The organism is Rhizobium sp. 01T437 (genome assembly GCF_056398505.1).
Window position 1 is genome coordinate 313,579 of sequence record NZ_JBFTPM010000005.1, and the last position, 21,654, is coordinate 335,232.

The window sequence follows — 21,654 nt, forward strand, 5'->3', positions numbered from 1 at the left end:
TCGCATAAGCTGAGCCATCATCACCGGAGCATTTCCATGCCGCAATCCCTGTTTCTCGGCGCCTTCCTGGCGGCGCTTTTTTATGTGCTCATTCCCGGCCCGGCGTTCCTGCAGCTTCTCGGCATTGGCGCCGGGCAGGGGCGCAAGGCAGGCGCTTTCTTCATGATGGGTCATCTCGTTGGCGACATCATCTGGTCGGGACTGGCGCTGGTTGCGATCGTCGGGGCCAAGACGATCGGCACGTTCGTATTCGACCTGCTCGGACTTGCCTGCGGTTTCTATCTCGCCTGGATCGGCTGGAGTGCCGTCAATGCCAAGCCGAAGGCCGAGGGGCAGGCGCTGATGGTGGTGGAGCGGCCGTTCCGCCGCGGACTGATTTTCGGCGTCACCAATCCCAAAGGCTATCCAGTGGCGCTTGCCACCTTCACGGCGCTGGTCGCGGGCTCGGCGAGCGCGCTCGATTTCGAGGCTCTGCCCATGCTGCTCAGCGTTTCCTTCGTCGGTTTCGTCACGGCTGACATCATCCTGATCGGCATCATCGGCGCCGGCGTCGTGCGCCGCTTCTACCGCGCGCATGAACGGCTGATCGTCCGCTGCTCCGGTGTGCTCTTCATGGGCTTTGCCGTACAGGCGCTGTGGCACGCCACACCCGGCCTGCTTGGCTGGCGAAAGGCCTGATCAGGCCTCGTTGACGAGAAAGCCGACGACCGAATTCAGCGTCTGAACCTCATTCGGATCGCCGATCGACATGGCGATCTGAAGCTGGTTGCGATAGTAGTCGAGGAAGTTGAAGCTCGTGCCGTCTGTGACGTTGGACAGGTCGATGACATTGCCGAGCGGATCGATCGCGTGCATCGGCAGCGGTTCGGATATCGCGGCAAACGTATTCTGATCGATCAGGCCATTGTCGTAGCCCTGGCGCGCATAGCTGCGCAATTCACCCGGGCTGACGGCTGTAAAATCGAGCGCCTGCCCGTTGTCAGGGGCTTCGATCTGGAACGAGCCTTGGGCGATAGTCGGCTTAGGCTCAATTGTAATATCAGCGGTCTTCGAACTTTTTGCGTTATTATTGGGATTATTTTTGAATAGCAAACTCTGAGAAGACCGCACGGAAAAGATTTCCATGCGCATGTCCTCTTACATGAAGATTAAAGGGAAACTAGCGTCTCGGCCTGATTCGCGTCAATCATTAACGATTGGTTAATTTTTATGTATCAATTCTTGCCCCTAAGATTTAGCCGGGGCGGGCAAAAGTCCGAGTCAGCCACATATCAATTCCGTGATGGCCTTCCTATATTACCGATCCACTTGCCGGCATAAAGGACTTTCATATGTCTTCTCCCAGTCAATTCAATCAGGCACTTGTCAACTGGAATGGCCTTCATGGCCTGCCGCGTTTCGATGCGGTCGCCGATGGCGATTTCGCTGCTGCCTTTGAGTCCGCTCTCGCCTCGCACGAAGGAGAGATCGACGCGATCGCTGGTAACAAGGAAGAACCGAGTTTCGACAATACAGTCGTCGCGCTCGAAATTGCCGGAGATGAGCTGTCGCGCGTTTCCGCGCTTTTCTGGAATCGGGCAGGCGCCCATACCAACGACGTCATCCAGGCGCTGGAGCGAGATATTTCGCCGAAGATGTCGCGGCATTATTCGAAGATCGGCATGAATGCTGATCTCTTCAAGCGCATTGATACACTCTGGGAAAAGCGCGAAAGCCTCGGTCTGACGCTGGAACAGACCCGAGTGCTGGAGCGGCACTGGAAAGGCTTCGTGAAATCGGGCGCGAAGCTGCCGAAGGCCGAGCAGGAGAAACTTGCCGCGATCAACGAAAAGCTCGCAGGGCTTAGCACCAGTTTCGGGCAGAATGTGCTCGCCGACGAGAAGAGCTGGTCGCTGATCCTTTCCACGGAAGAGGAACTTGCCGGCATTCCCGATTTCCTGCGCGACGCGATGGCGGCAGCTGCCCGTGAGCGCGGTGAGGGTGGCAAATATGCCGTGACCCTGTCGCGCTCGATCATCGAGCCCTTCCTGACTTTTTCGGAGCGCCGGGATCTGCGCGAGCAGGCCTTCAAGGCCTGGGTGGCGCGCGGTGAGAATGTCGGTGCGACCGACAATCGCGGCATTATCAGAGAGACGCTGGCCCTGCGCGACGAAGTGGCGAAACTTCTCGGCTACGGCAACTTCGCCGAATTGAAGCTCGATAACACGATGGCGAAGACACCCGAGGCTGTGAACGATCTGTTGCGCGCTGTCTGGGCCAGAGCGGTGAAACGCGCCCATGAGGAAGAAGCCGATATTGCCGGGCTGATCGCTACCGAGGGCAAGAACCACGAGGTCATGCCCTGGGACTGGCGCCATTATGCGGAGAAGATCCGCGCGCAGCGGTTCAATTTCTCGGAAGCGGAATTGAAGCCCTATCTGCAGCTCGAAAAGATCATCGATGCCTGCTTCGATGTTGCCGGCCGGCTGTTCGGCATTCGCGCGGTGGAGAAGAAGGGCATTGCTGCCTACCATCCCGATGTGCGCGTCTTCGAGATTCGCGATCGGGATGACAAGCTGGTCGCGCTCTTCCTCGGCGATTATTTCGCTCGCAGCTCGAAACGGTCAGGCGCCTGGATGAGCTCCTTCCAGTCCCAGCACAAGCTGACGCTGAAGAACGGCCATCACGGCGAGTTGCCGATCATCTACAATGTCTGCAACTTCGCAAAACCGGCCGAAGGCAAGCCCGCCCTACTTTCGCTCGATGACGCGCGCACGCTGTTCCACGAGTTCGGTCATGCTCTGCATGGCATGCTCTCCAACGTCACCTATCCCTCGGTCGCCGGTACAGGCGTCTCGCGTGATTTTGTGGAACTGCCCTCGCAGCTCTACGAACACTGGCTTACGGTTCCCGCCATCCTTAGGGAATATGCCGTGCATTTCGAGACCAGGGAGCCGATGCCGCAGGCATTGCTCGACAAAGTTCTGGCAGCCCGCACCTTCAATTCCGGCTTCAACACGGTGGAGTTCACCTCCTCGGCATTGGTCGACATGGCCTTCCATACCCGCGACAAGGTGGAAGACCCGATGGCGGTGCAGGCGGAAGTGCTTGCCGAAATCGGCATGCCGAAATCGATCGTCATGCGCCACGCCACGCCGCACTTCCAGCATATCTTCTCCGGCGGCTATTCGGCGGGTTATTACTCCTACATGTGGTCGGAAGTGCTCGATGCCGATGCCTTCGCCGCCTTCGAGGAGACGGGCGATGCCTTCAATGGCGAAATGGCCAGGAAGCTTCGGGACAATATCTACTCCACGGGCGGCTCCGTCGATCCTGAGGATGCCTACAAGGCTTTCCGCGGCAAGCTGCCGAGCCCGGATGCGATGCTGGTCAAGAAGGGGCTTGCGACCTTCGAGGAATTGACAGGCAGCGACGCTTAAGACAGTTTGATGACATAGAGCAGAGCGGCATGGTGATAGCCATGCCGCAGCTTTCGCGTGCCACCCCCTTTCGCAATCGCGAAAAAAACGGTATGAGCGCGCCAAACATAAATGGCGCGTCCACTAAGCGTAGCGCCCCAGCCTCAGAGATTATGACAAATGGCACTTCGCAACATCGCGATCATCGCGCACGTTGACCATGGCAAAACGACCCTCGTCGACGAGCTCCTGAAACAGTCCGGTTCGTTCCGCGAGAACCAGCGCGTTGCAGAACGCGTGATGGACTCGAACGATCTCGAAAAGGAACGCGGCATCACCATTCTCGCCAAGGCGACCTCGGTGGAATGGAAGGGTGTCCGCATCAACATCGTCGACACCCCCGGCCACGCCGACTTCGGCGGTGAAGTCGAGCGCATTCTCTCGATGGTGGATGGCGCGATCGTTCTCGTCGACTCCTCCGAAGGCCCGATGCCGCAGACGAAGTTCGTTGTCTCGAAGGCATTGAAGGTCGGTCTTCGTCCGATCGTCGCGATCAACAAGATCGACCGTCCGGATGGCCGCCACGAAGAAGTCATCAACGAAGTCTTCGATCTCTTCGCCAATCTCGATGCGACCGACGAGCAGCTCGACTTCCCGATCCTCTACGGTTCCGGTCGCGATGGCTGGATGAACGTCAACCCGGAAGGTCCGAAGGATCAGGGTCTCGCGCCGCTTCTCGACCTGGTGCTCAAGCATGTGCCTGAGCCGACTGTCGAAGAAGGTCCGTTCCGCATGATCGGCACGATCCTCGAAGCCAACCCCTTCCTCGGCCGTATCATCACCGGCCGCATCGCATCGGGCTCGATCAAGCCGAACCAGGCCGTCAAGGTCCTCGGCCAGGACGGCAAGCTGATCGAAACCGGCAGAATTTCCAAGATCCTCGCCTTCCGCGGCATCGAGCGCACGGCGATCGAAGAAGCGCATGCGGGCGACATCGTCGCGATTGCAGGCCTCTCCAAGGGTACCGTCGCCGACACTTTCTGTGATCCGGCCGTCTCGGAAGCCATGAAGGCGCAGCCTATCGATCCGCCGACGGTCACAATGTCCTTCATCGTCAACGACAGCCCGCTGGCYGGCMSYGAAGGCGACAAGGTGACGAGCCGCGTCATCCGCGACCGTCTCTTCAAGGAAGCCGAAGGCAACGTCGCCCTGAAGATCGAAGAAGCCGAAGGCAAGGATTCGTTCTACGTGTCCGGCCGCGGCGAACTTCAGCTCGCCGTTCTCATCGAAACCATGCGTCGCGAAGGCTTCGAGCTTGCCGTATCGCGTCCGCGCGTCGTGATGCACAAGGATGAAAGCGGCCAGCTCCTGGAGCCGATCGAGGAAGTCGTCGTCGACGTCGACGAAGAACATTCCGGTGTCGTCGTGCAGAAGATGTCCGAACGCAAGGCCGAAATGGTCGAGCTGCGTCCGTCGGGCGGCAATCGTCTTCGCCTGCGTTTCTACGCACCGACCCGTGGCCTGATCGGCTACCAGTCGGAGCTGCTGACCGATACGCGGGGCACGGCGATCATGAACCGCCTGTTCCACGACTACCAGCCCTACAAGGGCGTAATCGGTGGCCGCGTCAACGGCGTGCTGCTCGCCAACGCTTCCGGTGAAGCCGTCGCCTATGCAATGTTCAATCTGGAAGACCGCGGCCCGATGATCATCGAGCCGGGCGAAAAGGTCTATGCCGGTATGATCATCGGCATCCATTCGCGCGACAACGACCTTGAAGTCAATGTCCTCAAGGGCAAGCAGCTCACCAACATCCGCGCCGCCGGCAAGGACGAAGCCGTGAAGCTGACGCCGCCGATCCGCATGACGCTCGATCGTGCGCTCTCCTGGATCCAGGACGACGAACTGATGGAAGTGACGCCGAAGAACATTCGTCTGCGCAAGATGTATCTCGATGCCAACGACCGCAAGCGTTTCGAAAAGTCGAAGGCAGCTCTCTAAGAGCTTCGGCTACTCCTTTAAAACCCCGGCCTTCGCGCCGGGGTTTTTTATTGTGCGCTGCGTCGATTCCGACTTGTGACAATCGTTAAAAAAGCGTTAAATTTTGCCTGTCGTCCACATATCAAGCCTGTGGGCAATCGATCACAATGCGGTCGACGCATATGGTTAATTGCCTCCGGCAGGACCAGAGTAAGCGTTATGAAGACGTTGTCGATCGATGTCCGGCGGGCTGAACCGCATGATGCCCGAGCCATTTCGGAAGCCCATCGGCTTTCCTGGCAGCATACTTATGCGGGCATCATTCCACATCGTGCTCTGACCCAGATGATTGAGCGCCGCGGTGAAAACTGGTGGCGCAAAGCTACTCGCGGCCCGGCGACATTGCTCGTTCTGGATGTGGCGGGGACCGTCGCTGGTTATGCGACCCTCGGCCTTAATCGCGCCCGCGCGCTGCCTCAGGAAGGCGAAATCTACGAACTCTATTTGCGCCCGGAATATCAGGGTATCGGCCTCGGCAAGCTGCTTTTCGGCGAAGCCCGGCGGCTTTTGAAATCTCTGGGCTGCAACGGCCTGGTCGTCTGGTGCCTGGAAGAAAATGAAACGGCCGCCGACTTTTATCGCGACCATGGCGGTATCGATTTCTGCGAAGGTATAGAAAATTTCGACCATAAGCAGATTAAAAAGATCGGCTTCATCTGGAACTGATTGCGGGTGCCGCGGCCTCGCATCCTTTATTAGAAAAATTATATATTCTGCCCGTCTCGCATATTAAGCATTGCTTGCGAGGCATGTTGCGTTGCGTCATGAAACCGATTAACTGGCTTCGAGCAATTCAACCTCCCGGGAGTTTCCTATGCGCATCGATGCCGTTTCAATCGGTAAGAATCCACCTGAAGACGTCAATGTCATCGTCGAGGTTCCGGTCGGCGGTCATCCGATCAAGTATGAAATGGACAAGGAAGCCGGCACGCTGGTCGTCGATCGTTTCCTCTACACGCCGATGACCTATCCGGGTAACTACGGTTTCGTACCGCACACGCTGTCCGAAGACGGCGACCCGATCGACGTTCTGATCGCCAGCACCCGTCCGCTGGTTCCGGGCTGTGTCATCAATGTCCGCCCGATCGGTGTTCTGAAGATGGAAGACAATTCCGGCAAGGACGAGAAGATCATCGCCGTCCCGTCGCCGAAGCTGACGCTGCGCTACGAGAAGGTCAAGGATTACACCGACCTTCCGGAAATCACGGTGAAGCAGATTGAGCACTTCTTCGAGCACTACAAGGATCTGGAGCCTGGCAAGTGGGTGAAGATCTACGGCTGGGGCGATTCCAAGGAAGCCGGCGAGCTCATCCTCGAAGCGATCGAACGCGCCAAGAAGGAAAAGGCCTGAGCCTCGCTTTTACGCAATTTCGGACGCAAAACCGCTGCATAGCTTTGCTGGAATTGCTTTAGCCGAACAGCCCTTCGAGCTTTTTCATCACATCCTCCGGGTCGCCATCGATCCGGAGGATTTTTTTGCGCGACGTATCGCCGGAAGCAAGGCTGACCGAGGACTTAGGAATGCCCAAAGACTTGGCGACGAGTGCTATCATTGCCTTGTTGGCTTTTCCCTTTTCCGGTACGGCGGTGACGCGCGCCTTCAAGAGCATGCCGCCTTCGCCATCTGGTTCGATCCCGTCGATGGCATCCCGCCCGCCATTCGGCGTCAGCCGTACGGCAAGACGGATATGATCACCGGAAAGCCTCCAGGGGTGGTTCAAGCGACCAGCGAGAACAGGAAGGGCCTGATCGGATTGTTGAGTATAGCCTGTATGAATAGGATGATCAGCAGCAGGACAATCGGAGAGATGTCGATGCCACCCAGATTGGGCAGAAAGCGGCGTATGGGCCGCAATGCAGGTTCAGTCGCGTTATAGAAGAACATACCCAACTGGTTCACAAACTGGTTGTTCGAATTGATGACGTTGAATGCGTACAGCCACGAGAAAATGGCGCTGGCAATGATCACGTACCAATAGAGGTTCAAAGCCACATTGATGATTAGAAATATGGCTTCAAGAATTCCCGCCATTACCGTCTCCAGTTCGTTGTTGACAGATATGTAGACATTGGCGATTAAACGAGCAAGGGCCGTGTGGAGACGCATGGCAAATCATGTTTAACGGGTCGCTCCGCAGGCAATTCCGCACCCGCTTTCTCGGAAAAGCTTCATGTCGCTTTCGCCCACCGGAGACCGTTTTGCCGCGTTCCGGCATCCGTCCTATACACGCTTCTTCTTCGCGCGGTTCCTGCTTTCCTTCTCGCAGCAGATCGTCAGCGTCGCCGTTGGCTGGCAAATGTACGACCAGACCGGGAGCGCCATCTATCTCGGTCTGATCGGACTTGTGCAGTTCCTGCCGTCTCTTGTGCTGATCCTCGTCACCGGCTCGGTGGCGGACCGGCATAATCGCCGCGCCATCGCCTCGATCTGCTCGCTCGTCAGCGCGCTCTGTACGCTCGCGCTGCTCGGAATGACGATCACCGGCAGCTTTTCACCGATCCCAGTCTTCATCGTGCTTTTGGTCTTCGGCATCGAGCGGGCGTTCATGACGCCGGCCGTGCAGTCGCTTGCGCCCAACCTCGTGCCGGAGACGGATCTCTCCAATGCGATCGCATGGAATTCGTCCTCCTGGCAGCTGGCGGCCATCACCGGCCCTGTGCTCGGCGGTCTGCTTTACGGCGTCAGCGCTTCGACGGCCTATACGGTCGCCGTCATCTTTTCTGCGCTCGGCGCGATCCTGCTCTACATGATCCCCAAGCCGCCGCAGAAGACGATGGGCGAGGCCAGGAACTGGGACATGATCCTCGGCGGCTTCCGCTATATCCGGGAAGAAAAGGTGGTGCTTGGCGCCATCTCGCTCGATCTATTCGCCGTTCTGCTTGGCGGCGCTACCGCGCTGATGCCGATCTTTGCGCGCGATATCCTGACGCTCGGGCCGTGGGGTCTCGGCCTGCTTCGCTCGGCACCGGGTGTGGGCGCCATCATCATGGCGATCTTCCTTGCCGCCTATCCGCTGAAGCATAAGGCCGGCATATACATGTTCATCGGCGTGGCGATCTTCGGCCTCGGCACGATCGTGTTCGGCTTCTCGACCAATACCGAGGTGTCCATCGCGGCGCTTGCTATCATGGGCGCTGCGGACATGATCTCGGTCTATGTCCGTGAAAGCCTGATCGCGCTCTGGACGCCTGATCATCTGCGCGGCCGCGTCAACGCGGTCAATACGGTGTTTGTCGGCGCATCAAACGAGCTCGGGGAGTTCCGCGCGGGTACTATGGCATCGGTTTTCGGCGCCGTCCCGGCCGTCATTATCGGTGGCATCGGTACGCTCGCCGTAGCCGCCATCTGGGCAAGCGGCTTTCCGAAACTCAGGAAGATCGATACGCTCGACGCGCCTATACGAGAAGCGGTGTAGCGGCTGCTGCCGTCCTGCCCTCGAAGACGATATCCAGGAAGCCGTCGAGCCAGGCTTTCAGCGGCGCATCGAACAGCATGCGGCCTTCCAGATGCTCGCGTCCCTGCTGCGCGTTCGGCAGGATGAAGCGGTGCGCGCCGTGCACGACCCAGCGATGCATCATCACCCGTGTCAGCTCCGCATGGAATTGCAGGCCCCAGGCATTGTCGTTATAGCGGAAGGCCTGGTTGGGATAGGCGTCGCCGGATGCCAGCAACTCGGCGCCATGCGGCAGTTCGAATCCTTCCCGATGGAAGTGGTAGACCATTTTCGGCCAGCGCATCAGCCGCCGGCCTCTCTCGGTCGTATGCAGCGGATACCAGCCGATCTCTGTCGACCCGTCACTATTGGCGGCGACCTTGCTGCCAAGATTGCGAGCCAGCATCTGTGCACCGAGGCAGATGCCGAGATAGGGCCGGTTTTCCTTGAGTGGCACTTCCAGCCAATCGATCTCGGCCTTGACGAATTCGTCTGGGTCATTGGCGCTCATCGGGCCGCCGAAAATCACCGCACCGGCATGGTTTTCAAGGGTGCAAGGCAGAGGGTCGCCAAGGACGGGGCGACGGATATCGAGATCATAACCTTTCTCGACGAGAAGCTGGCCGACACGACCGGGGCTGGAGCGCTCCTGATGAAGAATGATGAGAATAGGGCGCCTGTCGCGTCTCATGCTTCTGTCAGTCAGTGTCATCCTGCACCACCTGTGCGTCCGTAACCCTTGCGGCCGCCTCCTGCCGCTTCTGAATACGCTCACGGGAAGACACACCCAGGAGATCGGCAATCCGCCAGATCACATGGTCTTCCATTTCGCTTCGCTCGCCATCGGCATAGACGATATCCCAGAGAATGCCGATCAGCTCCAGACGCTGCTCGGTATTGAGATGTCTCTTTAGATCGGAGGTGAAGCGGAAATAATCAACCGCCGAGCTTTCGGCTTCCAGCCCCGCGGCCATCAGCGCATCAAGCTGTTTGCCGTCGAGCGCATATTGCTCCTTCAGGAGTTTGCGCAGCCGCTTCTTTTCGCTGTCCTTGATCTGGCCGTCGGCCTCCATGACCTGCATACAGAGTGCAGCGACTGCGATGCGCGGGTCATCGGGGGCAAAGCCTGCCTTGGGGCGGTCGGCGGTCAGATTCTGGAAGAATGCCTGAAAGCGTTCGAACATGCGGTTTTTCGTTCCATTTTAGAAAAGGCGGAGCCGTGTCTTGGGTTCCGGTTCCATCTTGGGATCGCGGACGCCGGGGTCATCCGGCAGGCCGCCAAAGAAGGGTTTAGGTTCAGACGTAGCAGGAACCGGCCGGGACGCGGACGGTTCGGCAGTTTTTGCCGGTGCGGGTGACGAAGTTGCCGGGCGCACGGCTTCGGCAATCGTCGCTGCCCGTTCCAGCTCGATGATGCGGTGGTCGTTGACCACGCTTTCCGGCCGGGTTTCGCGCAGCGGCGGTAGGGTCTTCAGCGCCGTTTCGATAGAGGCGGTCGAACCTTCCTCGACCGGTCCTTCGAGCTGGCCGAAAGGTGCCTTCCATTCGAAGGCGTCGAGACGGCCGGTCACCGGCGAAACCGGCAGCCATTTGTCCGAAACGAAACCATCGGCAACCCAGGCCGGATCGCGCGGCGCCTTCAGCGCCTGTGCCAGCCAATGGCGCACGCGACCCTGATCGCCGGTCTCCGCTTCCTCGATATCCGCAAGCAGCAGGAGGGCCGCTTCACGGGGTTCGATACGGGCGGCAGCTTCCGCCTTGGCGCGGGCCTTGGAGAATTCCCGTGCATCGAGCGCCGCCTGTGCGACGACGAGGAGAGATTCGACATTGTTCGGCCGCATGCCTTCCAGCCGCTCGGCGCGCTTCAGGCGGTCAAGCGTTGAATCGCCGCTGCGGGCGCGGACATAGACGCGGCCAATCTCGGGATGCGGTCCAGCCTTCCAGGTCTGTTCGAGAATGGTGGCAGCCTTGCGGATGCCGCCTTCGCGGAACAGCGCCTTTGCGGCAATCAGGGCGGCGGGTACAAAATCCGCCGATAGCTTCAGCGCCTGCAGCGCATCATCGCGGGCACCGGCGGGATTGCTTTCCAGCTTGTCATCGGCGCGGGCTGTCAGCAGCACGGCATGCAGGCGGTTTGCCTCGGCTTTTTCGACAACCTTGGCGGCCTTCTGCTGTTCCAGCAGACGGATGGCGTCATCCCAGCGACCGGACTGGCTGCGATATTCGAGCGTCGCCTGCGCGGCCCAGGGCAGGTAGGGCGCGTTATCGGCTGCCTTTTCCGCGTACTGGCGGGCAGCCTCGTTGGCACCGAGGCGCTTGGCCTCGAGGTAAAGACCGCGCAAGCCAAGTTCACGCGTTTCGGGATCATTGGCCATGGCCTCGAATTTGGAACGCGCTTCATCATAGCGGCCTTCGATGAGAGCGGCCTGTGCTTCGAGAAGATTGATCAACGGCTCCTGATCGGCGCGGATGAGGCCGCGTGAGCGGGCGGCCATCTTGCGGGCGAGCAGGGCATTGCCTGCGCCGGCGGCGATGAGGCCGGTCGACAGGGCCTGATAGCCGCGATCGCGTTTGCGAGCGCGGAAAAAGCGCGTCACGGAATGCGGCGAAGTCCAGATCAGGCGGACGAACCACCAGGCCACCATGACGGCAGCGATCAGCGCGATGATGGCGCTTGCCGCGACGATCAGCCTGGTCTGGTAGATCTGGCCTTCCCAGATCAGCGACAGATCGCCGGGGCGATCGGCAAGCCAGGAGAAACCATAGGCGAGAACGAGGACGAGGAGCGCGAAGACAACCAGGCGGACCATGCTCATCCTTCCTTGCCGGTGCCGGAAATGGCCTTGGAGAGAGCACCGCCAACGAGATCCTCGACGCGGATACGAGCTTCGAGTGACTGCTTGAAGGCGGCGGAAGCCTGTTTTGCGGTCGCAGGCAGGCTGTTCCATTCGGTGGCTGCACCGGGCAGATCGCCGTTCTTCACCTTGTCCTCCATGCGCGCGGCAATCGCTTCAACGCTTTCGCCTTCCACATTGCCGACCGGGCGGACCGAGACCAGAGACTTGGCGCTCGACATCAGCCGATCCGACCAGCTCTGGTTGGGATCGGGCTGGTTGACAGATTCGACGATAGCGGTGGCAACATCCGGAACCTGACGGATCAGTTCGGCGCGTGAGGGCACGCCGGTCTCGGCAAAGCCGCGCAGATCGGTTGCAGCCGGATCATCGGGTGCTACGCCGGCAAATGTATCGAGTTCGGCGATGAAGGGGCCGCCACGGTCGATCGCGGCCTTGAGAGCGGCGGCGGCGATGGCGCGGGCGACGGCGACATCCTCGCGCGGTTCGTTCAGCTTCTTTTCGGCTTCGGCAAGGCGGCTCGTAATGTCGGCGCCGTTTGAGGCCTGCTGTTCGGTGGTCTGCGCAAGGCTCGTCTTCAACTGATCAATCTGAGCTGTCAGATCTGCAATCTTCCGGTTGAGTGCTTCGACATCGGCCGAGCCGGTCGATGTGCCGGACGCCGGTGTCTGAGGGGCCGCTTCGAGAGCTGCGATGCGCTTTTCGAGGGCACTATTATCGACGGCTGGCGGCGGATTGGCGGCAAGGCCTGCGACCGATTGCTTGAGGCCTTGGATCTCGCCGGATAGGTCGGCCACTTCGGCAGAGTTCGTCTGCTGGGTGGAGGAGCCCGGCAGATAACCGGCATATTGAATCGCGCCGGCGCCAAGCAGGGCGACAAGGCCGCCGAAAATGCCAGCGGCAATCAGGCCCGACGTGACCACGCCCTTCTGTGGCGAAGGCGACTGTACCGGTTCCGATGATGGGGGCTCCTTCGGGAGGGGCTCTTCCTGCGCGCCGGCGGCGCGGTCGCTCTCGTGTTCCGACAGCGGTTCACCGCCGGCTTCCGCAGCGGCTACGGCTTCGGCAACAGGCGCGTCATCGGCTGCTTGTGCGGCTTCTTCGGCAGGCTTTTCAGAATCAGCCGCCGAGGCGAAGTCCTGCGCGTCCAGGTCAATCGTGACCGGCTTGTCGGAGCTCTTCGAGTGGCGTGGCGGATTTCCCGATACCATGAGGTCCTCATTATCCTGCATTGCAACGAAACTAGACAGGGATGGCAATTAAGGGAAGAGGTTAGATCAAATTTGGGCGGCTAAGGCCTTCTAAGCAGCGACAAAAGGCTTTTTTCATCCGGCATCGGCGAAATCTCCAGGACTGTCCTCAAAACGGATGGAACAGCTTCTGCTACAGTGTTGCTGAGACAAATGAGACGGATTTTCGGCAGCTGCAGCAAAAGGGACTCTACCTGCGGGATATGAAAGAAATTTCCGGCCGTGTGGCGGGAATAGAAAAGAACAGCATCAGGAGGGCTGTTCGTCAGGAGAGCTGCGACGGCCTCGGGGCTGGGCGCGACAGGCTCCATCCGGTAACACTCGGCCACTGAGAAGTGCCGCCCGAGCTCCGTCAGACGCGTCTCGAAGGTCTCGGCGCGCGGACTGCCGGCGAGATAGAGAAGCGTATCGACCTTGTTTGCTGCGATCAGCTCGGCCAGCTCGCGGCCGCTGCCCGACGACGCCGTGACAGAATGGAATCCCAGCTTGCGGGCCTCGTCGGCCGTCGTTTCGCCAACGGCAAAGAGACGGCGCGAAAAGTGAGGGGCCAGCGCTTCCCCCAGAGACTGCAAGGTGCGCACCGCTTCGGCGCTTGTGATGGCTATCGCCCCAGTGCTTGTTTCCAGAGCCTGCCGAGCGGCCGCCATGTGGTGGACGGGGCGGGTGAGCGGCAGCAATAGTGGCTCGTGACCCAGCTCGCGCAAACGTTGAGCGGTGCGCTCGCCCGAATGCGCCGGACGGGTGACGAGCACGCGCATGCAGGCTAGCTCCAGTCCTCGAAGAAGCTGCTGCCGGCCCTTGCGCGCACATCCTGTCCGGCGCGGGTGCCAAGTGCAGCGGCATCACGGCGGTTGCCGTCGATGGTGATCGCATGCTGGTGGCGGCCGTCAGGCGTGAGGATGAGGCCCGAGAAGCGGATCTGATCACCCTCGCAGACGGCGTAACCGCCGATCGGCGTGCGACAGGAACCATCGAGGGCGGCAAGGAAGGCGCGCTCGCAAGAGACCGTGTCGAAGGTCGGCACATCATTGATCGGCGCTAGCAGCTCGTCGATCCTTGTGTCGCCGATGCGGTTTTCGATGCAGATCGCGCCCTGGGCGGGTGCCGGCGGGAAGCTGTCGGGGTCGAGAATATCGGTGATCACCTCGACCTTGCCGAGGCGCTTGAGGCCGGCAAGCGCCAGAAGCGTCGCATCGACCTGGCCTTCCTGCAGCTTGCGCAGGCGCGTGTCGACGAGGCCGCGGAAGGTGATGACATTGATATCCGGCCGCATACGGCGGATGAGCGCCTGACGGCGAAGCGAGGAAGAGCCGACCGTCGCACCATGCGGCAGGTCGATCAGCTTCGGCGCGGTGCGGCCGATGACGGCGTCGCGGATATCTTCGCGCGGAAGGTAAGTGGAGAGATAGAGACCTTCCGGCAGGACAGTCGGCATGTCCTTGCTCGAATGCACGGCGAGATCGAGATCGCCGGCGACGAGCTGCTGCTCCAGTTCTGCCGTGAAAAGTCCCTTGCCGCCGATCTCGGCCAGCGAGCGGTCGGTGATGCGATCGCCCTTGGTGGTCAGCACGACGATCTCGAACATCTCCTGCGGCAGATTGTGGGCTGCCATTAGCCGGTCGCGGGCTTCGTGTGCCTGCGCGAGCGCCAGCGGGCTGCCGCGTGTGCCGATCCGGAAAGGTTTTGTTTGCATCCGCTTTGATCCGTTGTTACCGGAGTTCTCGTAAACAGGTTTAACCCCTATCGCAATCAACGAACAGGTTTCATGGCTCCCTTTCTGCGTATCCTCGGCATCGAGACAAGCTGCGACGAGACCGCCGCTGCGGTCGTCGAGCGCGATGCTGAAGGCCGCTCCAAGGTGCTGTCGGATGTCGTTCTTTCCCAGCTGGACGAGCATAGCGCCTATGGCGGCGTGGTGCCGGAGATCGCCGCGCGCGCCCATGTCGAAGCGCTGGACGAGTTGATCGACGAGGCCCTAAAGCGCGCCAATGTGTCGCTCTTGGATGTCGATGCGATCGCCGCGACATCCGGCCCCGGCCTGATCGGGGGGCTGCTTGTCGGGCTGATGACCGGCAAGGCGATCGCCAAGGCAGCCGGCAAGCCGCTTTATGCGGTCAACCATCTCGAAGGCCATGCGCTGACGGCGCGGCTGACGGACGGTCTTTCTTTTCCCTATCTCATGCTGCTGGTTTCCGGTGGCCATACGCAGCTCATCCTCGTGCGCGGCATCGGCGAGTACGAGCGCTGGGGCACGACGATCGACGATGCCCTGGGTGAGGCCTTCGACAAGACGGCGAAACTGCTCGGCCTTCCCTATCCCGGCGGGCCGGCAGTGGAGCAGATGGCGCAGGGTGGCAATGCCGATCGCTTCAATTTTCCGCGGCCGCTCGTCGGCGAGGCACGGCTCGATTTTTCGTTCTCGGGCCTGAAGACGGCTGTGCGGCAGGCGGCGACCGAGATTGCGCCTCTGACGGATCAGGATGTCGCCGATATCTGCGCCTCGTTCCAGAAGGCGATTTCCCGCACGATGAAGGATCGCATCGGCCGCGGCCTGCAGCGGTTCAAGACGGAATTTCCAAACCTTCCGGAAAAGCCTGCGCTTGTGGTGGCCGGTGGTGTCGCCGCAAATTTGGAAATCCGCAGCACCCTTCAGGCACTCTGCGACAAGAATGGCTTCCGCTTCATTGCGCCGCCGCTCCGCCTCTGCACCGACAATGCCGTGATGATCGCCTGGGCCGGGCTGGAACGCATGGCGAAGGGTGTTGCGCCTGACGATCTCGATGTGCAGCCGCGTTCGCGCTGGCCGCTCGATACCAAGGCCGAGACCATGCTCGGATCCGGAAAGCGGGGAGCCAAGGCATGAGCGAGCGCATCGCCGTCGTCGGATCGGGAGCTTTCGGCACGGCGCTTGCGACCGTCATTGCCTTGACGGGGCGAAATTCGGCAATCCTTGTCGGTCGCGATCCGTCGCTGATCGAAGACCTCAAGGCAGAGCGGCTGCATGATGCTGTTCTGCCTGGCATCCCACTGCCGGAAACACTGGAATTCTCTGCTGAGGCGGATGCAATCGGTGATGCGGGCATCGTGCTCTTTGCCATGCCGTCACAGGCGCAAGCGGACGCCGCGCGGCAGTATGGTCCTTACCTGGCTAAGGATGCCGTTGTGGTCACCTGCGCGAAGGGTATCGAACGGCAGACCGGTGCGCTTCTGACCGACATGCTGGAGCGGGAATTGCCCGATCATCCGGTCGGCGTGCTCTCGGGTCCAGGCTTTGCCGCCGATATCGCCAAGGGGCTGCCGACAGCCATGGCGATCGCTGCGGCCGACATGCAGGTTGCCGAGCGGCTGGCGCAGGCGATTTCCGGCCGCACCTTCCGGCTCTATGCCTCGGCAGACCGCATCGGCGTGCAGCTTGGCGGAGCATTGAAGAATGTACTGGCGATTGCCTGTGGCATCGTCGAAGGCCGCGGTATCGGCGATTCGGCGCGTGCGGCGTTGATTGCCCGCGGGCTTGCCGAGATGTCGCGCTTTATCGTCGCCAAGGGCGGCAACGCCGATACCGCGCGAGGGCTTTCCGGCCTCGGTGATCTGGTGCTGACGGCAACCAGCCATCAGTCGCGCAACCTGCGTTTCGGCATCGCACTCGGGCGCGGCGAAAAGGTAGACCCTTCGCGCGGCGAGTTGGTGGAAGGGGCTTTTGCTGCGGCGGTTGCCTCGCGGCTTGCAGAAGAGCTCGGCGTCGAGATGCCGATCACCGATGCGGTTTCAGCGATCATCGAAGGCAAGCTCGGCATATCCGAAGCCATCGAACAATTGATGACACGTCCGATTACGACCGAATAGGAGACAGATATGCTTTTCGCCCTTCTCTGCAAGGACAAGCCCGGCCATCTCAACGTGCGCATGGAAACGCGCTCGACCCATCTCGATTATCTCAACAAGCTGAATGCCGAAGGCAAGCTTGCCATGGCCGGCCCGTTCCTCGATGCGGAAGGCAAGCCGAATGGCAGCCTCGTGATCGTCCATGCCGAAACGGCTGATGATGCCAAGGCACTCGGCGCTGCCGATCCCTATGCACTCGCCGGCCTGTTCGAAAGCGTCGAGGTGAAGCCCTTCAACTGGGTCTTCAACAAGCCGGAGGCCTAAACGGGATGGCGCACTGGCTTTATAAATCCGAGCCCGCAGCCTGGTCCTGGGAAAAGCAGAAGGCGGCTGGCGAGAAGGGTACCGAATGGACCGGTGTGCGCAACTACCTTGCGCGCAACAATATGCGGGCCATGCAGATCGGCGACAAGGGTTTCTTCTATCATTCCAATGACGGGCTGGAGATCGTCGGTATCGTCGAGGTCTGCGCGCTTTCGCATCCGGATTCGACGGCGAAGGGCGACGATCGCTGGGATTGCGTCGATATCCGCGCCGTCATGGATGTGCCGAAGCCTGTGACGCTGAAGGCCATCAAGGCAAACGAAAAGCTGTCCAAGATGTCGCTGGTCACCTCGATGCGGCTTTCCGTGCAGCCGGTGACGGATGACGAATGGGCCGAGGTCTGCCGCATGGGCGGTTTCGACAACCCGCCGCGCTGAGCAGCTTTGAAGACCGACCCGGAAACCTTCATCCTTGCCAATACCAGCCTGCTTGCGCCGCCGCATGTGCCGGAGATCCGGCTGTACCTGGCCAGCGAGGCCCATGAGCTCTGGCTGAAGACGGAAGAGGAGCTGGAGGCGATCGGCCTGCCGCCGCCTTTCTGGGCCTTTGCCTGGGCGGGCGGCCAGGGGCTGGCGCGCTATGTTCTCGATCACCTCGAGACGGTCGCAAGAAAGCGGGTGCTCGATTTTGCAAGCGGTTCGGGACTGGTTGGAATTGCCGCAAGCAAGGCTGGTGCGACCAAGGTGACGGCCGCCGATATCGATCCGTGGTCGCAGACGGCAGTGCGGCTGAATGCGGCCGCCAATTCGGTCTCGCTGGACTTCACTGAGGCCGATCTTATCGGTCAGAATGTCGATGCGGATGTGGTTCTCGCCGGCGACGTTTTCTACGACAAATCCTTCGCCAGTGCGCTGGTGCCTTGGTTCGAGACGCTCGCGGCCGGGGGCAAGGACGTGCTGGTCGGCGATCCCGGACGCGCCTATTTGCCAAAGGACAGGCTGGAATTCTGCGCCGTCTATGAAGTGCCCGTCACGCGGGCGCTTGAAGACAGCGAGGTCAAGAAGACGACGGTCTGGCGGTTCAGGCCCTAGGGCCGGATGACGCAGACATTGGCCTCATAAGAGCAGGGATCATCGGCGATGCCGACATCGATGACCTTGGCCTTCGGGGCAAGGTTGCGTTCCGGCGCAGCCAGACGATAGTACCCGTCGCCGCCGACATAGGTTCCGCCATCCGTCTGATAGGCATAGGACGATCCGGCGTAGAGGCCGTTGCTCCCGTAGTTCTGGTCATAGCTCTGGGGCTGGGACGCAATGACGACGATGTTGCTGCTACCGTAGCGGCTCGTCCCCGGATAGTTGAACTGCTTCAGAAAAGGGGTGCGCGGGCGATAGCGGACGACGTTGTCGCGTGTGAAGTGCAGGCCACTATCCCAGTGAGTGCGCCTGCCGAGGAAGACGCCGTCATTAAAGCCGTGATGGCGCGGAAAGCGATGATCGAAGTGGCGCTCTCCGGCTGCAGCAGGCAGCGCTGTCAGCACCGCAAGGAGAGCAAGGATGGTCTTGGACAGACTGCGAAACATGGACCAAACTCCGAAACGCTAACAAATCGTTAACGCCAGATTGCGCCAAAAGGCGAGGCTTGTCCACGCAGCCGTGCGTCAGCTTAAAAATTGAGCGAAAGAGACGAGTTTCATCGAGTTGAAAACTTCCCGGTAACGCGAATCGATTAAATTAAAAGCAGGCAGCAATTATGCTTGTCGTCAGGGGTTTCGGTGATTAAACGTCGACAATGATGCAACGCACACAGAATTTTGTCATTCGTGTGGTTGACTGAGAAATGCCCCTGACATCAAGGGCAAAGAGAAGACGCCGCGAGGTTCTGATGGCGAATGTGACAAACCGGCCCCTGTCGCCGCATCTACAAATTTACAAGCCAATTCCCACCATGGTCATGTCGATCGTTCACCGCATCACCGGTGGCGCTCTGTACTTCGGCACGCTGCTGATTGCCTGGTGGCTGATCGCGGCCGCCACCGGCCAGGCCTATTATGATTGGGCCAACTGGGTGCTTGGCAGTATTATCGGCAAGCTCGTCCTGCTCGGTTACACCTGGGCGCTGATCCACCACCTGCTCGGCGGCTTCCGCCACTTCATGTGGGACCTCGGACATGGTTTCGAGAAAGAATTCTCGACCAAGCTCGCCATCGCCAATATCATCGGATCGCTCTGTCTGACCGTGCTGGTCTGGGTGATCGGCTTCATCATTCGCTTCTGAAGGTCGCACTCATGGATATGCGCACTCCTCTGGGCAAGGTTCGCGGCCTCGGCTCCGCCAAGGAAGGCACCGATCACTTTTGGCGCCAGCGCCTGACGGCCGTTGCCAACGTGCCCCTCATCATTTTTTTCGCCATCTTCATGATCGTCTATGCCGGTGCGCCTTATGCCGACGTGGTTCGTGCACTCTCGAACCCGTTCGTCGCCGTCATCATGGGCCTGATGGTCATTTCCGGCACTATCCACATGAAACTCGGCATGCAGGTCATCATAGAAGACTATGTTCACGGCGAGATCGGCAAGCTGCTGCTCCTGATGCTGAACACCTTCTTCGCTGTTCTGATCGCCGGCCTCTGTCTCTTCGCCATTCTGAAAATTGCATTCGTAGGATAACCGTATCATGGCAATGTCTTCACCCGCTCAGAATGGGAAGGCCTACACCTATGTCGACCATTCCTATGACGTAATCGTCGTCGGCGCCGGCGGCGCCGGCCTGCGCGCCACGCTCGGCATGGCCGAACAGGGCTTCCGCACGGCCTGCATCACAAAGGTATTCCCGACCCGCTCGCACACGGTTGCGGCCCAGGGCGGCATCGCTGCCTCGCTGCAGAACATGACGCCTGACAGCTGGCAGTGGCACCTTTACGACACCGTCAAGGGTTCCGACTGGCTCGGCGACGTCGACGCCATGCAGTATCTGACCATGGAAGCGCCGAAGGCGGTCTATGAGCTGGAGCACTACGGCGTGCCCTTCTCGCGCAATGAGGAGGGCAAGATCTACCAGCGCCCGTTCGGCGGCCACATGCAGAATTTCGGTGAAGGCCCGCCGGTGCAGCGTACCTGCGCCGTTGCCGACCGTACCGGCCACGCCATCCTGCACACGCTCTACGGCCAGTCGCTGCGTAACAATGCTGAATTCTTCGTCGAGTATTTTGCGCTCGACCTCATCATGTCCGATGACGGCAGCCGTTGCACCGGCGTGATCGCATGGTGCCTGGACGATGGCACGATCCATCGGTTCGCGGCCAAGATGGTGGTGCTCGCGACCGGCGGTTACGGTCGCGCCTATTTCTCGGCAACCTCGGCCCATACCTGCACCGGCGACGGCGGTGGCATGGTGGCCCGTGCCGGCCTGCCGCTGCAGGATATGGAATTCGTACAATTCCACCCGACCGGCATCTACGGCTCCGGCTGTCTGATCACCGAGGGTGCGCGCGGCGAGGGCGGCTATCTCGTCAACTCCGAAGGCGAGCGTTTCATGGAGCGCTATGCGCCGTCGGCCAAGGATCTGGCCTCGCGCGACGTCGTTTCGCGCTGCATGACGCTGGAAATCCGCGAAGGCCGCGGCGTCGGCAAGAACAAGGATCACATCTTCCTGCACCTCGATCATCTCGATCCGGCCGTGCTGCATGAGCGCCTGCCGGGCATTTCCGAGAGCGCCAAGATCTTCGCCGGCGTCGATGTGACCCGCGAACCGATCCCGGTTCTGCCGACCGTTCACTACAACATGGGCGGCATTCCGACGAACTACTGGGGCGAGGTTCTCAATGCCGACAGCTCCAATCCGGAACGCATCATCCCCGGCCTGATGGCCGTCGGTGAAGCCGGCTGCGCCTCGGTTCRCGGCGCAAACCGTCTCGGCTCCAATTCGCTGATCGACCTTGTGGTCTTCGGCCGTGCGGCCGCGATCCGCGCCGGCGAGGTCATCGACCGTGCATCGCCGGTGCCGGCGCTGAACATCGCCGCCTGCGACAAGATCATGGATCGTTTCGACGGTCTGCGCCACGCCAGCGGTGGCACGCCGACGGCCGTGCTGCGCGAAAAGATGCAGCGCGCCATGCAGGAAGATGCGGCCGTGTTCCGTACGCAGGAATCGCTGGAATCCGGCTGCCGCCGCCTTTCGGAAATCTGGGGCGAACTCAAGGATCTCAAGGTCACCGACCGCTCGATGATCTGGAACTCCGACCTTGTCGAAACGCTGGAACTGCAGAACCTGATGGCCAATGCCATCACCACGATCTACGGCGCCGAGGCCCGCAAGGAAAGCCGCGGCTCGCATGCCCGCGAGGACTATACGTCAGGTCCGTTCGCAGGTCGCGACGACGTCAACTGGCGCAAGCACACGCTGGCCTGGGTGAACGAGGCTGGTGATGTGAAGCTCGATTACCGGCCTGTCCACACCGACCTCATCGCAGACGGCATCGATCCCCACAAGATCGAGCCGAAGGCCCGCGTATACTGATCAGAGGAACCTG

At 60.5% G+C, this 21,654-nt stretch carries 24 protein-coding genes; 14 read left to right on the forward strand and 10 right to left on the reverse strand.

Annotated elements, in window-relative coordinates; genetic code table 11:
* The first annotated feature begins 36 nt into the window (after positions 1-36).
* Positions 37-678 (forward strand): LysE family translocator, encoded by a 642-nt coding sequence (locus tag AC1DM5_RS12375; protein ID WP_477821943.1) that lies wholly within the window; start codon positions 37-39, stop codon positions 676-678.
* Here AC1DM5_RS12375 and AC1DM5_RS12380 read toward each other — a convergent pair whose 3' ends face one another.
* Positions 679-1,125 (reverse strand): hypothetical protein, encoded by a 447-nt coding sequence (locus tag AC1DM5_RS12380; protein ID WP_477821944.1) that lies wholly within the window; start codon positions 1,123-1,125, stop codon positions 679-681. It abuts the gene before it with no gap.
* Positions 1,126-1,331: 206 nt separating this feature from the next.
* On the opposite strand from AC1DM5_RS12380, the gene AC1DM5_RS12385 reads away from it, so the two are divergent.
* From AC1DM5_RS12385 to ppa, 4 genes are all read left to right on the forward strand, one after another.
* On the forward strand, positions 1,332-3,419 hold the full coding sequence (locus AC1DM5_RS12385; protein ID WP_477975055.1) for a M3 family metallopeptidase: 2,088 nt from the start codon (positions 1,332-1,334) through the stop codon (positions 3,417-3,419).
* A 159-nt stretch (positions 3,420-3,578) separates the two neighbouring features.
* Positions 3,579-5,399 carry a translational GTPase TypA gene (gene typA, locus AC1DM5_RS12390; RefSeq protein ID WP_477975057.1) on the forward strand — a complete coding sequence of 607 codons (1,821 nt, stop codon included), beginning with the start codon at positions 3,579-3,581 and terminating at the stop codon, positions 5,397-5,399.
* A gap of 198 nt (positions 5,400-5,597) precedes the next feature.
* A complete protein-coding gene (locus AC1DM5_RS12395) occupies positions 5,598-6,104 on the forward strand; it encodes an N-acetyltransferase family protein (protein WP_477821987.1) in 507 nt (168 codons plus the stop codon).
* Positions 6,105-6,252: 148 nt separating this feature from the next.
* Complete coding sequence (ppa, locus tag AC1DM5_RS12400) at positions 6,253-6,789, forward strand: inorganic diphosphatase (RefSeq protein ID WP_477821946.1); 537 nt, start codon at positions 6,253-6,255, stop codon at positions 6,787-6,789.
* A 58-nt stretch (positions 6,790-6,847) separates the two neighbouring features.
* Here ppa and AC1DM5_RS12405 read toward each other — a convergent pair whose 3' ends face one another.
* Positions 6,848-7,159, reverse strand: a complete 312-nt coding sequence (locus tag AC1DM5_RS12405) for a DUF167 domain-containing protein (RefSeq protein ID WP_113319747.1) — start codon at positions 7,157-7,159, stop codon at positions 6,848-6,850.
* Positions 7,156-7,545: a YggT family protein gene (locus tag AC1DM5_RS12410; RefSeq protein WP_477821947.1), complete on the reverse strand. Its 390-nt coding sequence runs from the start codon at positions 7,543-7,545 to the stop codon at positions 7,156-7,158. Before AC1DM5_RS12410 ends, AC1DM5_RS12405 begins: the two co-directional genes overlap by 4 nt.
* Positions 7,546-7,609: 64 nt before the next feature.
* Here AC1DM5_RS12410 and AC1DM5_RS12415 point away from each other — a divergent pair, with 64 nt between their 5' ends.
* Positions 7,610-8,854 carry an MFS transporter gene (locus AC1DM5_RS12415; RefSeq protein WP_477821948.1) on the forward strand — a complete coding sequence of 415 codons (1,245 nt, stop codon included), beginning with the start codon at positions 7,610-7,612 and terminating at the stop codon, positions 8,852-8,854.
* On the opposite strand, the gene AC1DM5_RS12420 is transcribed toward AC1DM5_RS12415, so the two are convergent.
* Genes AC1DM5_RS12420 through hemC form a run of 6 tightly spaced genes read right to left on the reverse strand, consistent with a single transcriptional unit; the run spans position 8,835 to position 14,670 of the window.
* Positions 8,835-9,584: a glutamine amidotransferase gene (locus AC1DM5_RS12420; protein ID WP_477821949.1), complete on the reverse strand. Its 750-nt coding sequence runs from the start codon at positions 9,582-9,584 to the stop codon at positions 8,835-8,837. The genes AC1DM5_RS12415 and AC1DM5_RS12420 overlap by 20 nt on opposite strands.
* Entirely contained in the window at positions 9,571-10,056 is a 486-nt protein-coding gene (locus AC1DM5_RS12425) for a tellurite resistance TerB family protein (protein ID WP_439016780.1), read from the reverse strand. Before AC1DM5_RS12425 ends, AC1DM5_RS12420 begins: the two co-directional genes overlap by 14 nt.
* A gap of 18 nt (positions 10,057-10,074) precedes the next feature.
* A complete protein-coding gene (locus AC1DM5_RS12430; protein ID WP_477975059.1) occupies positions 10,075-11,682 on the reverse strand; it encodes a heme biosynthesis HemY N-terminal domain-containing protein in 1,608 nt (535 codons plus the stop codon).
* A 2-nt stretch (positions 11,683-11,684) separates the two neighbouring features.
* On the reverse strand, positions 11,685-12,959 hold the full coding sequence (locus AC1DM5_RS12435; RefSeq protein ID WP_477821951.1) for a COG4223 family protein: 1,275 nt from the start codon (positions 12,957-12,959) through the stop codon (positions 11,685-11,687).
* A gap of 59 nt (positions 12,960-13,018) precedes the next feature.
* On the reverse strand, positions 13,019-13,735 hold the full coding sequence (locus AC1DM5_RS12440; RefSeq protein ID WP_477821952.1) for a uroporphyrinogen-III synthase: 717 nt from the start codon (positions 13,733-13,735) through the stop codon (positions 13,019-13,021).
* 5 nt (positions 13,736-13,740) lie between these two features.
* A complete protein-coding gene (gene hemC, locus AC1DM5_RS12445; RefSeq protein WP_477821953.1) occupies positions 13,741-14,670 on the reverse strand; it encodes a hydroxymethylbilane synthase in 930 nt (309 codons plus the stop codon).
* A gap of 72 nt (positions 14,671-14,742) precedes the next feature.
* Between hemC and tsaD the strand changes: the two genes are divergently transcribed.
* Genes tsaD through AC1DM5_RS12470 form a run of 5 tightly spaced genes read left to right on the forward strand, consistent with a single transcriptional unit; the run spans position 14,743 to position 18,214 of the window.
* Complete coding sequence (gene tsaD, locus AC1DM5_RS12450; RefSeq protein ID WP_477821954.1) at positions 14,743-15,840, forward strand: tRNA (adenosine(37)-N6)-threonylcarbamoyltransferase complex transferase subunit TsaD; 1,098 nt, start codon at positions 14,743-14,745, stop codon at positions 15,838-15,840.
* Positions 15,837-16,820 (forward strand): NAD(P)H-dependent glycerol-3-phosphate dehydrogenase, encoded by a 984-nt coding sequence (locus AC1DM5_RS12455; protein WP_477821955.1) that lies wholly within the window; start codon positions 15,837-15,839, stop codon positions 16,818-16,820. Before tsaD ends, AC1DM5_RS12455 begins: the two co-directional genes overlap by 4 nt.
* A gap of 9 nt (positions 16,821-16,829) precedes the next feature.
* Entirely contained in the window at positions 16,830-17,123 is a 294-nt protein-coding gene (locus AC1DM5_RS12460) for a YciI-like protein (RefSeq protein WP_477821956.1), read from the forward strand.
* Between the two features lie 5 nt (positions 17,124-17,128).
* Complete coding sequence (locus AC1DM5_RS12465) at positions 17,129-17,560, forward strand: EVE domain-containing protein (RefSeq protein ID WP_477821957.1); 432 nt, start codon at positions 17,129-17,131, stop codon at positions 17,558-17,560.
* 6 nt (positions 17,561-17,566) lie between these two features.
* Positions 17,567-18,214, forward strand: a complete 648-nt coding sequence (locus AC1DM5_RS12470; protein ID WP_477821958.1) for a class I SAM-dependent methyltransferase — start codon at positions 17,567-17,569, stop codon at positions 18,212-18,214.
* Here AC1DM5_RS12470 and AC1DM5_RS12475 read toward each other — a convergent pair.
* A complete protein-coding gene (locus AC1DM5_RS12475) occupies positions 18,211-18,705 on the reverse strand; it encodes a hypothetical protein (protein WP_477821959.1) in 495 nt (164 codons plus the stop codon). The genes AC1DM5_RS12470 and AC1DM5_RS12475 overlap by 4 nt on opposite strands.
* Positions 18,706-19,007: 302 nt before the next feature.
* On the opposite strand from AC1DM5_RS12475, the gene sdhC reads away from it, so the two are divergent.
* The 3 genes from sdhC to sdhA are packed head-to-tail and all read left to right on the forward strand — an operon-like array spanning position 19,008 to position 21,641.
* Positions 19,008-19,400 carry a succinate dehydrogenase, cytochrome b556 subunit gene (gene sdhC / locus AC1DM5_RS12480; protein WP_112545617.1) on the forward strand — a complete coding sequence of 131 codons (393 nt, stop codon included), beginning with the start codon at positions 19,008-19,010 and terminating at the stop codon, positions 19,398-19,400.
* Positions 19,401-19,411: 11 nt separating this feature from the next.
* Positions 19,412-19,792, forward strand: coding sequence for a succinate dehydrogenase, hydrophobic membrane anchor protein (gene sdhD / locus AC1DM5_RS12485; RefSeq protein ID WP_112545616.1), 381 nt, complete (start codon positions 19,412-19,414; stop codon positions 19,790-19,792).
* A gap of 7 nt (positions 19,793-19,799) precedes the next feature.
* Entirely contained in the window at positions 19,800-21,641 is a 1,842-nt protein-coding gene (gene sdhA, locus AC1DM5_RS12490; protein ID WP_477975061.1) for a succinate dehydrogenase flavoprotein subunit, read from the forward strand.
* Positions 21,642-21,654: the final 13 nt, after the last annotated feature.